Annotated in this window: 8 protein-coding genes; 7 read left to right on the plus strand and 1 reads right to left on the minus strand. The window is 33.7% G+C overall.

The features are described from left to right. The first annotated feature begins 351 nt into the window (after positions 1-351). The 7 genes from N4A42_RS04250 to N4A42_RS04280 all read left to right on the plus strand — a co-directional run bounded on the left by N4A42_RS04250 (position 352) and on the right by N4A42_RS04280 (position 15395). On the plus strand, positions 352-2103 hold the full coding sequence (locus tag N4A42_RS04250; protein ID WP_294070335.1) for a helix-turn-helix domain-containing protein: 1752 nt from the start codon (positions 352-354) through the stop codon (positions 2101-2103). Between the two features lie 110 nt (positions 2104-2213). Further along, positions 2214-3293, plus strand: a complete 1080-nt coding sequence (locus tag N4A42_RS04255) for a serine hydrolase (protein ID WP_294070338.1) — start codon at positions 2214-2216, stop codon at positions 3291-3293. Positions 3294-3307: 14 nt separating this feature from the next. Further along, entirely contained in the window at positions 3308-4174 is an 867-nt protein-coding gene (locus N4A42_RS04260; protein WP_294070341.1) for an SDR family oxidoreductase, read from the plus strand. After that, on the plus strand, positions 4171-4788 hold the full coding sequence (locus tag N4A42_RS04265) for a CatB-related O-acetyltransferase (protein ID WP_294070344.1): 618 nt from the start codon (positions 4171-4173) through the stop codon (positions 4786-4788). Before N4A42_RS04260 ends, N4A42_RS04265 begins: the two co-directional genes overlap by 4 nt. Before the next feature lie 199 nt (positions 4789-4987). After that, entirely contained in the window at positions 4988-6106 is a 1119-nt protein-coding gene (locus N4A42_RS04270; protein ID WP_294070347.1) for a serine hydrolase, read from the plus strand. Positions 6107-6228: 122 nt separating this feature from the next. Next, positions 6229-8841 (plus strand): M14 family zinc carboxypeptidase, encoded by a 2613-nt coding sequence (locus tag N4A42_RS04275; RefSeq protein WP_294070350.1) that lies wholly within the window; start codon positions 6229-6231, stop codon positions 8839-8841. 131 nt (positions 8842-8972) lie between these two features. Further along, complete coding sequence (locus N4A42_RS04280; protein ID WP_294070353.1) at positions 8973-15395, plus strand: choice-of-anchor D domain-containing protein; 6423 nt, start codon at positions 8973-8975, stop codon at positions 15393-15395. A gap of 87 nt (positions 15396-15482) precedes the next feature. Here N4A42_RS04280 and hisS read toward each other — a convergent pair whose 3' ends face one another. Beyond that, complete coding sequence (gene hisS, locus N4A42_RS04285; protein WP_294070356.1) at positions 15483-16853, minus strand: histidine--tRNA ligase; 1371 nt, start codon at positions 16851-16853, stop codon at positions 15483-15485. Positions 16854-17039 lie beyond the last annotated feature (186 nt).

Consider the following 17039-nt stretch of genomic DNA (forward strand, 5'->3'; position numbering starts at 1 on the left):
ATTCATAACCCGGAGGTCTCGAGTTCAAATCTCGATCTCGCTACAGTAGTAAAAGCCCAGTATTAACGTACTGGGTTTTTTTATTAACATAAAGCAATACTTTGATTATATACAATTTACCATAAAAAAATATTAGCACTCAAAAACATTTTAGGCTTTTGCTATTGTCATAACCTCAAAAGAATAGATTCTCTATATAGTGTAAACTGTTTTTCTTACAATTTCAAAAAAGTTCAAACAATTAGCTTTTAGGCTTCGTTAAATTATTTATTTTCGAGACATAAACCATTCATTGCTATACTTTAATTGAAAACTAATTCTAAATCCATCGCTGTACTACCCTTTGTCAATATGAGTAATGATATTGAGAACGATTATTTTTGTGATGGTATTACAGAAGAAATCATTAATGCATTAACCAACATTAAAGCGCTAAAAGTTATTGCAAGAACATCTTCATTTGCTTTTAAAGGAAAACAAATAGACGTTAGACAGGTTGGAAAAGAATTAAATGTTTTAACAATTTTAGAAGGTAGTGTTAGAAAGGCCCAAAATAGAATTCGTATTTCTGCACAATTGATAGATACTGCAGATGGTACTCATTACTGGTCTAAAAGTTTCGACAGAGAGCTAGATGATATTTTTAAACTTCAGGATGAAATCAGCCTTTTAATTGCCGATAAAATAAGAGAAAATTTTGGTCACTTTAATGTTGATGATTCTTTAATAACCCATCATAATATTTCTACGGAAGCTTATAACAATTACCTAAAAGCTAAAAAACTTATTTCGCATTTTAATAAAGATGACACTTTAAAAGGAATTTCAATATTGAAAGGCATTATTGAGCAACACCCAACTTTTGCATTGGCACACGTAAATGTGCATTATGCCTACAATATACTTGCTGCTGGTGGATTAATGCCTGTAAAGGAAGCTTTTGAAATAGGTGGAAATTACCTTGATACTGCGCACAAATTAAAAATAGAGCTTCCAGAAGTACATCATTCTTTGGGTTGGGATGCCCTCAACAAAAAATGGGATTTTAAAGCTGCTGCTTCACACCTAAAAAAAGCACTGCAATTAAAGCCAGGTTACTCCGATGCACATCAAAAACTATTCATCACCCTAATTTTGGAAGGTAACCTAGAAGAAGCCAACTACCATATAAATAAAGCATATACATTAGATCCATTAAATGATTTAAATAATTATTTTATGGGTTACAACGCCTATATCAATAAAGATGAAAAGGCAGTTATTACCCATTTTAAAAGATGCTTTGAGATAAACAATAAATTCATTGTAGGTTATGGTATCTATGCTTTGGCTTTGGCTTGGCAAAACAAACCTCAAAACATAATTAAAGTTGCCAGTAGTATTCCTGAAATGGAAGGCTCTAAAATAGAGCAGCTAATAATGACAACCATAGCGTATTGTTTATTAAAAGAAACCTCAAAAGTAGAAACCAATTTAGACTCTCTAATACCATTACTCAATTCTGATAGCAGAGAGCGCATTAGATTTTTCTTGATATACATCTATACCTTATTAAAGCAATATGATAATGCTTTAGATTTAATAGATGAAGGCATTTTACATAAAGAACCATTAATGACACTGCTTAAAGTAGATCCTTTATTGCAACCTTTACATACTATAAATCGTTTTAACAAACAGTTACAAACCATATTTGCACTATCTAATCAAATCCAATCTAAAATAAAGACCGTTGAAAAGCAATTACTATCAAAAGACCAAATAGAACATTACCAAAAAGCAATTGTATTCTTAATGAATGAAGAAGAATGCTTTTTAGACACCACATTATCATTACGTACTTTAGCTGGTAAAATTAATATTCACCCAAATCATTTATCGTGGTTGCTTAATGCAAGTTTCAAAAAAAACTTTAATGATTTTATAAACACTTATCGCTTAGAGTACTTTAAAACTATTGCTTTAAAGCCAGAGTTTAAACACATCACTATTCTTGGTCTTGCTTACGATAGCGGCTTTAATTCTAAAAGTGTTTTTAATACATTTTTCAAAAAAACGGAAGGCATTACACCTAGCAAATGGGTGCAGCAGCATTCTAAATAAACCGTTTCTTGTTGTAAATTCCGAACGTTCTAAATTATAATTCAGAACGATTGCCTTGGTAATCTAACGAATCTTTGCGTCATAATTAATAATCAAAAAAACGAACAATTATGACAACTTTACACAAATTCTTAGTAGCATTAATAGTAGCAACAATAATGCTTTTTACATCATGTTCAAAAGATGATGACAACAACACATCTACAACTAACTACACAACCGTTGAAAATTTATTAACCGAAGTCGATTTTCAAGGTTATGCCATTGTAACTAAAAACGGTAATGATTTAGTACGACAAGGCTTTGGGTTAGCCAATGAAAACACAGCATTGGCTCAAGATTACGAACTTGCTTATCGCATTGGTTCAGTTTCTAAAACATTAACAGCAGCTGCTATTATTCAATTAAAACGCGATGGTTATATTACAAGTTATAATCAAACTTTAGATGAATTTGATTCTGAGTTTCCAAACGGAAATCAAATAACAATCGCACAGTTATTATCGCATCAATCAGGTATACCAGATTATCAATATGTGGTTGAAGAAGCCACAGAACAAGGATATTTTTTTGATGAAGAAGACATTTATGAAGTTATTATAGAACTAATTTCAGAAAATGGTCTCAACTTTACACCAGGCACTGGAAAACAATACAGCAATTCCAACTACCTTATCGCAGCTTTACTGGTTGAAGAGCTTACTGACATATCTTACCACGATTACATTCAGCAAAACATTTTTAATCCATTAGAAATGACTAATACTTACAAAGGCACAGATGCAATTAACGCGAATAATCATGCAGAAGGTTATAACAATGGTAATACAAACAGCGTATATCCCATGAATTTAGCTTTTGGTGCTGGAGATTTTAGTAGTACACCAAAAGATATGGAAACTTGGACCAATGCCGTAAATACAAATTGGTTTACAGCTTCTGAAAAAGCCGAAATATTTGCCCAAAATGTACCAAGTGGCTATGTAGATTTTGGCTTGGGTTGGTTTACCACGCAAGAAGGTAACACTACACTATATTGGCACGGAGGCGATATTGATGGCTATTGGAGTATGATTGGTTTTGTACCAGAACACAACGCTACCATAGTGTTATTAAGCAACCAACAAGACGATTCGGGAGAACAACGCAATACCATTATAGAACAACTGCTAACAAACGAGTTTAATTAAAAAACTCATAAAAAATGCAACATACCAATGTGTTATTAGCAGGAGCTACAGGCTATTTAGGTGGGTATTTATTAAAAGTTTTAATTGAAAAAGAAAATCAGGTGGTTGCCATCGCCCGAAAATCAAATCAATTAGAAAACAGTAATGAAAACTACCTAGAAATAAAACTAGCCGAAGTCACCAAGCCAGAAACTTTAAGAGACATTTGCAAAGGCATTAACACAGTGATTTCAACCGTTGGTATTACACGACAAAAAGATGGTTTAACCTATATGGATGTAGATTTTAAAGCGAATATGAACTTACTTAAAGAGGCTAAAAAAAGTGGTGTTAAACACTTTGTATATGTTTCAGCTATCAATGGCGACAAATATCGAAATTTAAAAATATTTGAAGCCAAAGAAAAGTTTGTAGATGCTTTAAAATCTTCAGGGTTAAATTATACTATAGTAAGACCAAATGGTTTTTTCTCGGACATGAAAGATTTCCTAGAAATGGCAAAATCTGGTCGAGTGTATTTGTTTGGGTCTGGTAATCAAAAATTCAACCCAATTCATGGTGAGGATTTAGCAAGAGCTATTGTAGATACTTTGAGTGACTATAACAAAGAAGTAACCATAGGAGGTCCTGATATTTTAAGCCTTAACGACATTAGCAAATTGGCGCTAATGTCGTTAGATAAACCAATTAAGATATTGCACCTACCAGATTGTTTAAGACGATTAACCATTTGGTCTCTAAGAACCTTTACTTCTGTTAAAACCTATGGTTCTATTGAGTTTTTTCTAACCTTAACGGCAGAAGATAATATTGCACCAACGTATGGAAATCATAAATTAAAAGATTACTTTAGAGAACAAGCTAATAAATTAGAATTATGAACATTCCAGATCCAAATACGGTTTTTCCGTTAGCCAATTATAAGAACCTTTGTTTTTTAAAAAACTACATCAACAATCCTAATATTTTAGTTGGTGACTACACCTATTATGACGATTTTGAAGATGTTTCAAATTTTGAAAAAAACGTAAAATACCATTTTGATTTTGTTGGTGACAAGCTCATTATTGGTAAGTTTTGTATGATTGCTTCTGGTGCAACCTTTATTATGAATGGTGGCAACCACTTAACCGAAGCTACATCTGCCTATCCATTCGCCATATTTGGTGGTGCGTGGCAACATGCAATGGATGGCAAAAGCTATCCAACCAAAGGCGATACCATAATTGGTAACGATGTGTGGATTGGTTACGATACTACCATTATGCCTGGTGTAACCATTGGTGATGGTGCCATTATCGCCACAAAAGCAGTAGTTACAAAAGATGTTGCACCTTATACTATTGTTGGTGGAAATCCTGCAAAACCTATTAAAAAACGATTTTCTGATGATACAATTTCAAAACTATTGCAACTAAAATGGTGGAATTGGGATATTAAAAAAATCACCAAAAATGTAGAAAAACTCACTTTGCATCCTGAAGCTTTATTTTAAAACTAAACCCTAAGAACTAATTAGGCTTAACACTAAAACTGTTAAGCCTTTTTTATTCACGAATTTATAAAACAAGCAACAAGTGCTGAATTTCAAAAAAGGTTTCAAATCATAATTCAGGACGATTAGCTTTCAATTCTAATACATCTTTGCATCATCAATTTATCAATCAAAAAACGAACAATTAAAAACTAATTATATGAGAAATATACTTTTAGGTCTAGCATTATTTGCCGGATTATTCTGCTATGGTCAACAAAACATACATATTGAAATTGAAAAATTATTTAAAGCCCAATTAGAAAAAGAAAACATTAAAAGTGGAATTCTGCACGTATATTCTAAGTCTAACGGAATTGATATTCAGCTGGCCGAAAGTGAAGAAGATTCCATTTCAATAAATAGTCCATTTTATACAGCTAGCGTAACCAAAATGCTAACCGCAACTGCAATTGGCATTTTAAAGGACGATAACAAACTAAAGTTTGAAGACAAAATTGCTAAATACTTACCAAAAAATTTAATGCATAATCTTCATGTTTTAGATGAAAAAGACTATTCAAAAGAGTTAACTATTACGCATTTATTACAACATACTTCTGGCTTGCCAGATTATTTTACGGATAAGACCAATGATGAAAGTCCGAATATCATCAATCAACTATTAATGAATCCAAATAAGTCCTGGACTGCTGAAGAAATGATTCTGTTTACTAAAGAAAAAATGAAACCTCACTTTGTTCCTGGCACAGACTATCATTATACAGATACAGAGTATGTACTTTTAGCATTAATCATTGAAAAAATAAATGGCTTACCATTAGACGAGTTCTTTAAGCAATACTTTTTTCAACCTTTAAAAATGAATAGTTCTTTTATCAACTTAAAGTCGTCACCTATAGACAATACACTTCCTATGGCTAAATTTTATGTTGGAGATATTGAGTTGTCATCAATTAAAAGCTTAACTGCAGATTGGGGAGGCGGCGGATTAGTGTCAACCACTCAAGATTTGATTAAATTTTCAAAAGCCTTTAACAATGATTTAATTATAAGTAAAGAAACACGTTTAGCAATGCAAAATTGGGTACATGAAACAAAAGGAATACAATACGGTTTCGGTATAAGAAAAATTTCTATCAACAAATTAACAGATACAGAAACAGACTTAGAACTTATCGGTCATTCGGGTAGTACAGCATCATTTTTATGGTATAGCCCACAGTTAGATGTTTATATTTCAGGCACCTTAAATCAACTAGAAGCCTCCAAGAGTGCATTAATTTTAGTTTATAACATTTTAAATGTTATAAACTAAAATTAGATCAAGCCTATTTGAAGAAAATTACATTTCATCGATTTTTTTTGCTTTTCATGGATTAAATTTAGAATTAATTGATATATTAGCGGACACATAAATTTCATTTAATCCCAAATCAGATGAAAAAAATCACTTTGTGCTTAACCGCTATACTACTATGTTTTCTGAGTATAAATGCTCAGCAAACAGAAAAAGAAAAAGCAGAAAATTTACTTGAAACACAAGGAGAGTTAACATTCACCTTTAAAGTAGATAATAAAAGTCAGTTAGAGTTATTCACTAATAATCTATCTATAGTTCATTTTGATCCAGAAACAAAAACTGTAAAAGCTTGGGCAAATGAAGAACAATTTAGACTATTTGAAGAAAACAATATTGCTTTTAAAGTGCCTATGGATTTAAACATGGTTGATGAAACTTCTATCTATGATGTAAGACCTTTAGCAAGTAGAAGTACGATGTCTACACTTACCTTTCCATTAGGAAGTTACCCAACTTATGCAGAATATGCTCAACAAATGCAAGATTTTGAAGATGATTATCCTGCTTTAGTAGAAAAAGTAAGTATAGGTGCTACAGGACAAGGAGACAAGGAAATTTTGTTTATAAAAATTTCTGATAATGTATCTGTTGACGAGGCTGAACCAAAGCTAATGTTTACCTCATCTATGCATGGTGATGAGATTGCAGGTTACCCTATGATGCTAACATTAATTGATTATATATTAACTGTATATAATGATACAGGACACGCAGACCATGCCAGAGTAAAAAACTTAGTAGAAAATGCTGAGATTTGGATTAATCCGAGCGCAAATCCTGATGGAACTTACCATAACAGTGCATCTAACACTTCTGTCGCAAATGCAAGACGAGGAAATGGTAATAATATAGATCTCAACAGAAATTATCCCGATAATGTTGCAGGTGCTCATCCAGATAATGAAGCATATCAAACAGAAACCATTGCATTTATGAACTTTGCAGACCAACATAACTTTGTTATTGCGGCAAATTTTCACGGAGGTACAGAATTGGTAAATTACCCTTTTGATAATGCTTATGCCTCATCTCAATACACACATGCTGATAATGATTGGTATGAGTTTGTTGGTGTAGAATACGCAACGCATTGCCAAACAGATGCTAATGCTGGCAATACATCAACACCTTCTTACACAAACAAACCTTCTTACATGACAGATGATGAGGATTGGGACGCTAGTTCAGGTAGCCAAGCTTGGCATAATAATTATGCACAAAGTCCTGGTGTAACACATGGTGCTGAATGGTATCGTGTATATGGTGGACGCCAAGACTACATGAATGTTTATCATCAATGTAGAGAAACAACTATTGAGCTGTCTGACACTAAAATTTTACCTGAAAGCTCTCTTATAAATTACTGGTATTATAACAGAGATGCACTGTTAGATTATTTAACACAAGGCACTTATGGATTTAGAGGTGTTGTAAAAGATGTTTCTACCACAAATACAATAGAAGGAGCTACTATTACAGTTGTTGGGCATGATGCCTATGGCTCTGAAGTATCTTCAGATACCAATGGTGATTTTTACAGACCAATAAAAGGAGGTACTTACGATTTAATGATAAGCGCATCATGTTATCAATCAGTAACATTAAGTAGCCAATTTATATCAGATTATTCAATTGTAGATTTATCAGAAATATTATTAACTCCATTAACACCAGCTATTCCAGGAAGCCTAAATGTTACAAATATTATAGCATCTTCAGCAACCTTAAATTGGACAACTACAACTGGATCTACGTTTGATTTAAGGTATAGAGAAATTGGTTCACCAATGTGGACTGAAATTTTAGACATTAACACAAACTCATACGATCTATCTGACTTAAATCCAGAAACAAATTACGAATATGAGGTTCGTTCTAACTGTGGATCAAATTCATCATCATATTCTACCACAGATAACTTTACAACAGGTACAGTTTCTTATTGCGATGCTCAAGGCAACAGTGTAGATGATGAATATATAGGTGAAGTAACCTTAAATGGAATCTCTAATAACTCTGTAGATACTACAACATCTGGATATTCAAATTACAGAAGTCAATCTATATTTAGCCCAATAGAAATAGGAAGTATTGGTAATACTATTTCAGTTATGAAATACTGGGAAGGCACCCAGTATAATGAAGCAGTATCAGCATGGGTAGATTATAACCAAGATGGTATTTTTACTAATAATGAAAAAATATTAGAAGCTGGCGCATATGTAAACCCACAAGTAGTATCAAGTACATTTACAGTTCCAAACTCAGCAAAGACAGGAGATACTGTTATGCGAGTTATTATGAAATATCACAATAATTCTAATGAAGGAACTATTCAAATAGATCCGTGTGAGTCATTTCCTTATGGTGAAGTTGAAGATTATACTGTCAATCTATTTGACCAAACTCTCAGCATAGCTGATAGTACCATTGATAAGGTTAAGGTATACCCTAATCCATTTACAAGTAGCATAGACATAAAAGTACCTTCAATACTCATAGGTCACATATTTCATATAAATATTTATGACACATTGAATCGAATAGTCTATTCAGATAATTTAGAATTAGTAAACTCTAATAATATTAGAATATCAAATCTAAACGCTATTCAAAAAGGAACTTATATTGTTGTTTTAAAAGACCTTACAACAAATAAAAGTTTTGTCAAACAACTTATTAAAAACTAAAATAATACAAACAACTGATAATCAGATTTTTAACTCCAAAACCATGCATTTCGTCGAATATTTTTGCACTTAATAGAATTAAACAGTATGTTTGACATATAAATTTAGTCCCAAACTAAACTTAACCGCTTATGAAAACTATTACTCTAACCTTAAAAGGTTATGCTTTGACTGCATTAACTTTTTTATTATCAGCATCTCTTTTTGCACAAGATTTTAAGGTACAACACATACAAGATGATATAGGCAACTCTGGTGGCACGAACACCAGTTTTTCTTCTGTGTCAGCTTTAAATAATGCTTTTGTATTAGCTAATAATAATAGGAAAGTATCAGCTGGTACAAATAGCTCTAATAGTCATTTAGAAGCTGATGATTTATCAGGCGCAAGAGTTCTTACAGGTACTAACACTTTAAGTTATTATAGACAATCTGGTTCTAGCGGATTTAATATGAGGTTTAACTCTTCTATATGGGAATATATAGGTTCTCCTGGCGGAAATAATGAAATGATTGTTAGAGGAAGATATGTTATTAATCTAAACGGCGGATCCAACAGTGTAACACATGCACTCTCAGGCATTGTTAATGCAAATGACTGTATTCCTTTTATTACTGGAATTATAACCAATGATGGTACAGATGGTGCAGATACAGGAACTGCAATCGCTTATTTAGAAGATGCATCAACATTAAGAGTAGAAAAAGGCACTAATGCCAGTAATGTAACTGTATATGTTACAGTAGTAGAATTTATAGGTAGCAATTGGACCGTTTTACATGGTGATTCTGGAAATACAGCAGGAGATACTGGTAGTATTACATTAACAAGTAATTCAGACGGTTCTGGCACAGCTACAAGTGTTAGTGCTTGGAGTGAGGCTATAATTTTAAGCCATCATAAAGGAGACAATGTAGCTGGTGCTAACCAAGCAATTGAAGATAATTGGCCTGTCATGTATCCTGGATCAAATAACCAAACCGTAGATTGGTCTTTTCAAAGTGGTCATGGCTCTAATGGTACAAACAAACAATTTATTCATGTTTTAAATCATTCTGACTTAAATGTTACTAGATTTCAAAACACCTCTAACACACAAGGAGAAACAACAATTAATATTAGCTCTGCTGGTTTATCAAATACAAATGAAGCCTTAATTATAGGATCATCTATTAGTACAGGAGGAGGAACAGCATATGCCAGAGGTTGGAGAAATTATTATTTTAATTCTGCAACCCAAGCAGCACATTGGTCACATAGAAGTGGAAACACTATGTCGCACGAAATTCAAATTGTAGATTTAAGCAATTTAGCAGCACCATGTTTAACTTGTGCTGCTGATCCTGAAATTGACATTTTAGGACGAGGATCATCAATACCTAGTGGTGGTGGTAATACACCATCAACATCTGACGATACTGACTTTGGCAGTGTTAGTGTACCTTCTGGGACTAATGTCAATACTTTTACAATAGAAAATACAGGAACTAGCATTCTTACATTAACTGGTTCATCTCCTTATGTAAGTATAAGTGGTACTCATGCCGCAGATTTTACAGTTACTACCACACCTTCATCTACTATAGGAACAAGCTCTAGTACAACTTTTGCTATTACTTTTGACCCTAGTGCAGTGGGATTAAGAACTGCTACGGTAACTATAGCCAACGACGACACTGATGAAGACCCTTACACTTTTAATATACAAGGTACTGGAACAACACCTCCTTATTGTACATCTAATGGAAATACGAGCTACCAAACAGGTGTTTCAAATGTTACATTTGAATCTATTAATAATTCTGATACCGTCAATAATGATAATGCTTATGAAAATTTCACAACAACTCATATTGCAAACGTAACACAAGGAGGTACAGAAACCCTTAGCGTAAGTGTTAATACTGATGGTGGCTATACAGTACATACATTTGCTTGGATCGATTGGAATCAAAATCAAGATTTCACAGACCCTGGAGAATCATATGATTTAGGTGACACAAATACAGATGGTGCTATTACACCAGCATTATCAATTTCAATACCAGCTACTGCTACATTAGGTACAACAAGAATGAGAGTCTCAACAAAGTATGGCTCAAACCCTACAAGTTGCGAAACTGGTTTTGACGGTGAAGTTGAGGATTATGGAATTGTAGTCAGCTCTTCAGCTCCTGCCCCAGAAATAAACATAACAGGTTTAGGAAACCCAATCTCCAATGGTGATAATACACCTACATCTGCTGACGACACAGATTACGGAACTACAGGTACTGGCACACCAGTATCTCACACTTTTACAATTGAAAACACAGGAACATTGTCATTAACTGTTGGCTCAATTACAATTGGAGGAGCCAACCCAACAGATTTTGCTGTATCAGCAACACCAGCAAGTACAGTTAACGCATCATCTTCAACAACTTTTACTATAGATTTTGACCCTACAGCTAATGGTACTCGTACAGCTATAGTATCTATTGTTAATGATGATAGCGATGAAAACCCATATACATTCACTGTTTCGGGTATTGGAGTTGTTCCATTAACTGAAGGACCAGGTGGAGTCACTGCTGACTTAGAATTATGGTTAAAATCTACAGATGGTCTAGGGTACACAGATAGTCAAAGTGTATCTCTATGGGCCGACCAAGGACGTGGTGCAGATGCTACAGTAAATACTGTAGGTCAAGAACCAACATATAGAGACAACACAGCTGATAATATTAATTTTAACCCTGTTGTTCAGTTTGATAATGTCTTCTCTTCATTCACTACAGATGATGATTATTCTTATGACGATACCTCAACTGAATTTTTAGAAGGTACTTCTGGTCTTTACACACAAGATATGTTTGTGGTAATTATTCCAGATGAAACACCTATAAATAGCTCTTTTGGTTTTATGGATGTATTTTGTGGTGATGCTGACTCAGGCACAAACGCTACAGATGCTACAGGTATTGGATTTGGTGATTACACAGGAAGAGTTACAGATGAGTCTATTTGCTTTGCAATAGACACATATGATACTGGTGTAGCTGGTGATGGTTATGCTGTGCATGATGGTCCTGGCACATCTTACAATAATGTAGGTATTGTAAATGCTAGAAATAATATAGGCGCAACTCAACAAGAACTATATTATAATGCTAATAATATTGAAACCACTCAAAATGATATCGCTTCATTTGTTAATGTAAATGATTCTAGATATTGGATTGGAAGAAGTGAAGGTTGGGAAGCAACCACTAATGCTCGTATAGCAGAAATTATTACTTTCTCATCCCGAAAAGATGATGTCAACCTTACACAAGAAAGAAATAGAATACAATCCTATTTAGCTGTAAAATATGGTATTACCCTTGGTGTTAATGGTACATCTCAAGACTATGTTGACAGTGATGGTACTGTAATATGGGATCAGTCTGCTAATTCTGGATATAACTATGATATAGGTGGTATTGGTAGAGATGATGATTCTGACCTTAACCAAAAACAATCTCGTAGTGTTAATAATGCTTCAGATGGCACTGGAAGGACTGAAGGTATTCTTACCATAGGACTATCAGATATCTATAACACTAATAATATCAATAAATCCACTAACCCAACCACATTTAATGACAAAGAATTCTTAATGTGGGGAAATAATGGTGCTAATCTAGATTTAGCTGCTTCTGTAATTTCTGTAAACATGAGTTCAGGTATTGCTCCAAGTTTAAATACTGATGTTACCTTTACTGGCATGCAACGTATTTGGAAAGTTGTTGAAAATGGTGGAGACATACCAACTGTAAAAGTTAGAATTCCTCAAAATGCTATAAGAAACATAGCACCACCAGGTAATTATTACATGTTCATTTCTAATACAGGTGTTTTTGACCCAACAGCCGATTATAGAATTATGACTTCTGATGGTAATGGTAACTTAGATGCAGAATACGATTTTAATGGTACAAAATATATTACGTTTGGATATGCACCTGAGATTGAGTTTACTCGTTCTGTTTATTTTGATGGATCTGCAGATTATATAGATATCGAAGACAACTTAGACTTAGACCCTTCTGGATTTACAATTTCAGCTTGGATAAAGCGCGATGCTGCAGATAGTGGTACAAAATCTATTCTTTCAAAAAGAGATGCAGCATTTACTAGTGGATTTGATTTTACTATTTTAAATGATAATAGAATTGAAGTATATTGGAAAAATGGTTCTAATCAAATTACAACCTCTAGTACAAGTATACCTGATGACGAATGGCATCATGTCGCTGTCATTTATGATGGTTCAGAAGCTTACATATACATTGATGGTGTATTAGACACAAATCAAACTAGAACAGCTCCTGTTTCAACAACCGACTCATTTATAATAGCAGCTGCAGGAAAAAGTTCAACAACACAACACTTTCAAGGAAATATTGATGAAGTTAGAGTATGGAATACAGACCTTACCTTAGACCAATTGCGCTTTGTTATGAATCAAGAAATAGCAGATAACGCAGGTCAAGTTATGGGTAATGTTCTACCTACAGCTATAACAAAAAACGATATTAATGCTGTTCCTTGGAGTGAGTTAGCTGGTTATTATCCAATGTCTGTTTACACATACACAAATACAAAAGATGCTTCTGGAAATGGAAATCAAGGTGCATTAAGAAATCTTGATACAGTTGATAGACAAACTGCACCACTACCATATGTTTCAACACAAAATGGCGATTGGGACACTAGTACAACATGGACAAATGGAGATGTACAATACATACCAGGATCAGCTTCTATTGTAGATCCTACGATTACTGTAAATTGGAACATTGTAAGAACAGACCACAATGTAACTATGGACAACTCGTCTTTACCAGCAGGTAATAACGATAATAGAGAAGTTCTTGGTCTATATGTAGATTCAAACGAATTAACTATAAATGGTGACAACGCTACTAATGCTGGTTTTGGCTTAACGGTTTCTCATTATATGGCTCTAGAAGGTAAATTAGACCTAGAAGGAGAATCACAACTTGTTCAGCCTAATGATAGTGATCTAGACATTATTGCTAGTGGCCAATTAGAAAAAGATCAACAAGGTACTGCAGATACATTTACTTATAACTACTGGTCTGCACCAGTTGGTGATGTAGATATTGCAAAAAATGATCATCGTTATACAGTGCAAGATATTATGTTTGATGGAGCTAGCTCGGTTAATTTCTCTACATCTGGTTATGATGGTAATTCCTCTACACCTATTACAATTGCTGATTATTGGATTTGGAAATTTGCGAACCTTACAAGTGATGATTATTCTGCATGGCAACATGTAAGACGTACAGGAAACATTTTTGCAGGTGAAGGTTTCACCATGAAAGGTCCTGGTACAGGTTCAATTTTAACAGATCAAAACTATGTATTCTTAGGAAAGCCAAATAATGGAGATATTAGCTTAACTATCAATTCTGGAAATGACTATTTAGTTGGTAACCCTTACGCTTCTTCAATAGATGCTGATGAGTTTATCTCAGACAACACCAATACTACTGGTACATTATATTTCTGGGAACATTGGGGAGGAGGTTCGCATGTACTACGCGAATACCAAGGTGGTTATGCACTATACAACTTTTCTGGAGGTGTACCAGCACCAGCACCAGATCCTGATGTAGCTCAGGTAGGTGTCGGTACAAAAACACCTGGCAGATATATACCTGTAAGTCAGGGATTCTTTGTATCTGGTGTAAGTGCCGGAACCGTAAACTTTGAAAACGACCAACGTGCCTTTGTTAAAGAAGGAGCTACATCTGTATTTATGAGAACTGCAAATTCTACTAATTCTCAAAATAACGATGCCGCTGCTGATGATAGAATGAAATTTAGAATTGGCTTTAATGCTAGCTTTGATATGCAATTGCACAGACAACTTTTATTAACTATTGATGATAACACAACAACTGGTGTTGATTGGGCTTATGATGCTAAATTATATGGTGATCAAACCGATGATATGTACTGGATGATTAATGATGAAAAGTATATTATTCAAGGTAGTAATGATGCGGAAGAATCAGCTGTGTATCCTTTAGGTGTAAAAGTTAACGAAGATGGCTTAAACTCTATTACCATAGATGCCTTAGAAAACGTACCAGATGACCTAAATATCTATGTGCATGATATTGATTTAGAATTATATCATGATTTAAGAGTCAGCGATTACGAAGTTTTCTTAAATACTGGTGAACACTTAAACCGTTTTGAGATTACCTTTAGTTCAAACTCTGAAACATTAGGTATAGATGATGAAACAAACGAAACGTTAGATATTCTTTACTCTAACGATAAAGAAAGTATTGTATTAATTAACCCTAATCTTGTAGATGTAAAATCTATAGCGTTATTTAATATGTTAGGACAATCTGTTCATACAATAGAAAATATTTCGGAGAGCGGTTACTCTGAATATGAAGTTAAGAATTTAAGCACCGGAACTTATGTTGTAAAGTTATATACTGCAAGCGGTTCAGTATCGACAAAGAAAGTTTTAGTAAAGTAATTTTTTGCCCCAAATCTTAAATCTTAACCTAAAAAAAACCCTGAATCTCTTCAGGGTTTTTTTATTTTTTATAGTTTCAATTACTTCTTATTGTAACTCAGAAAATAAATCTTTAAGTTGTAACTTCTTCTGCTCGCCACTTGTCATATTTTTAAGTGTGAACATTCCAGAATTTAACTCTTCCTCTCCTACTAAAACCACAAACGGAATACCTCGTCTATTGGCATAAGTCATTTGTTTTTTCATTTTAGCAGAATCTGGATATAACTCAGCTTTTATACCTTGTTGTCTTAATGCCGTTACTGCTTTTAAACAAGCCAATGCTTCATTCTTTCCAAAATTAATAAACAACACTTTTGTTGCATCTGTAATAGTTTCTGGAAATAAATTTAACTCTTCCAACACCAAATAAATACGATCTAAACCAAAGCTGATTCCTACTCCACTTGTATCTGGTTTTCCAAAAATACTAGTTAAATCATCATAGCGACCTCCACCACCAATAGAGCCCATTTTTACTCCTTCTGGAGCAGCTACTTCAAAAATAGCACCTGTATAATAGTTAAGTCCTCTGGCTAAAGTAACATCTAACTGAAGTTTTGCTGTTTTTAATCCTATACTAGAAATTGAAGAATTAATAAACTCTAATTCTTCAATACCTTTTAGTCCTATTTCAGAAGCATTTAAAATAGCTTTTAAACGTTCTACCTGATCACCAAAATCTCCATCTAACGAAAATAAAGGCTGAAGCTTAGTAATACCATCTTCAGAAATACCTTTGCTTCGCATTTCTTCTTTTACCTTCTCCTCTCCTATTTTATCGAGTTTGTCTAAAGCAACTGTAAAATCTATGAGTTTATCTTGTGCACCAATAACTTCTGCAATACCAGATAAGATTTTTCTATTATTAATTTTTATGGTTACACCTTCAAGCTTTAAAGCAGTAAAAACGGCATCGTACAACTGTACAAACTCAACTTCTTGAAATAATGATTTAGAACCTACCACATCTGCATCGCACTGATAAAACTCTCTAAAGCGTCCTTTTTGAGGTCTGTCTGCTCTCCAAACTGGCTGTATTTGGTAACGTTTAAAAGGAAAAACTATCTCGTTCTGATGTTGAACTACATAACGTGCAAATGGCACAGTAAGATCGTAACGTAGGGCTTTTTCCGAGATTCTTGGAGTAATTAAACTTTCAGATTTAGATTTATAATCATCTTCTGAAACTTTTTTCAAGTACTCTCCAGAATTCAATATCTTAAAAATCAAACGATCTCCTTCATCTCCATATTTACCCATTAAGGTTTCTGAGTTTTCAAAACTTGGGGTTTCTATAGGTTGAAATCCATAACGTTGAAACTGCTCCTTAATCGTCTCCATGATATAAGAACGTTTTGCAACTTCTTCTGCATTAAAATCTCTGGTTCCTTTAGGAATACTTGGTTTTTGTGCCATATGCATCTCCCACAAAAGTGGGAGTCTCTTTTAATTATTACTATTACTTTTTGAGCAATACAAAGGGTGAAAAGAATATTAAATTCAGACACTTCGACTGCGCTCAGTGTGACTTGTGACATTAAGAAAAGTTAATCTCACAAGTCACAAAAATATTATAAATTTTAAAGGCAATCTCAAGTAATT

The organism is Winogradskyella sp. (assembly GCF_025210595.1).
Taxonomy (GTDB): domain Bacteria; phylum Bacteroidota; class Bacteroidia; order Flavobacteriales; family Flavobacteriaceae; genus Winogradskyella.

Bases quoted from the DNA above. Each gene is read 5' to 3' on its own strand.
- N4A42_RS04265 (WP_294070344.1), top strand. From the start codon at position 4,171: ATGAACATTCCAGATCCAAATACGGTTTTTCCGTTAGCCAATTATAAG.
- N4A42_RS04255 (WP_294070338.1), top strand. From the start codon at position 2,214: ATGACAACTTTACACAAATTCTTAGTAGCATTAATAGTAGCAACAATA.
- N4A42_RS04275 (WP_294070350.1), top strand. From the start codon at position 6,229: ATGAAAAAAATCACTTTGTGCTTAACCGCTATACTACTATGTTTTCTG.
- hisS (WP_294070356.1), bottom strand. From the start codon at position 16,853: ATGGCACAAAAACCAAGTATTCCTAAAGGAACCAGAGATTTTAATGCA.
- N4A42_RS04250 (WP_294070335.1), top strand. From the start codon at position 352: ATGAGTAATGATATTGAGAACGATTATTTTTGTGATGGTATTACAGAA.
- N4A42_RS04260 (WP_294070341.1), top strand. From the start codon at position 3,308: ATGCAACATACCAATGTGTTATTAGCAGGAGCTACAGGCTATTTAGGT.
- N4A42_RS04270 (WP_294070347.1), top strand. From the start codon at position 4,988: ATGAGAAATATACTTTTAGGTCTAGCATTATTTGCCGGATTATTCTGC.
- N4A42_RS04280 (WP_294070353.1), top strand. From the start codon at position 8,973: ATGAAAACTATTACTCTAACCTTAAAAGGTTATGCTTTGACTGCATTA.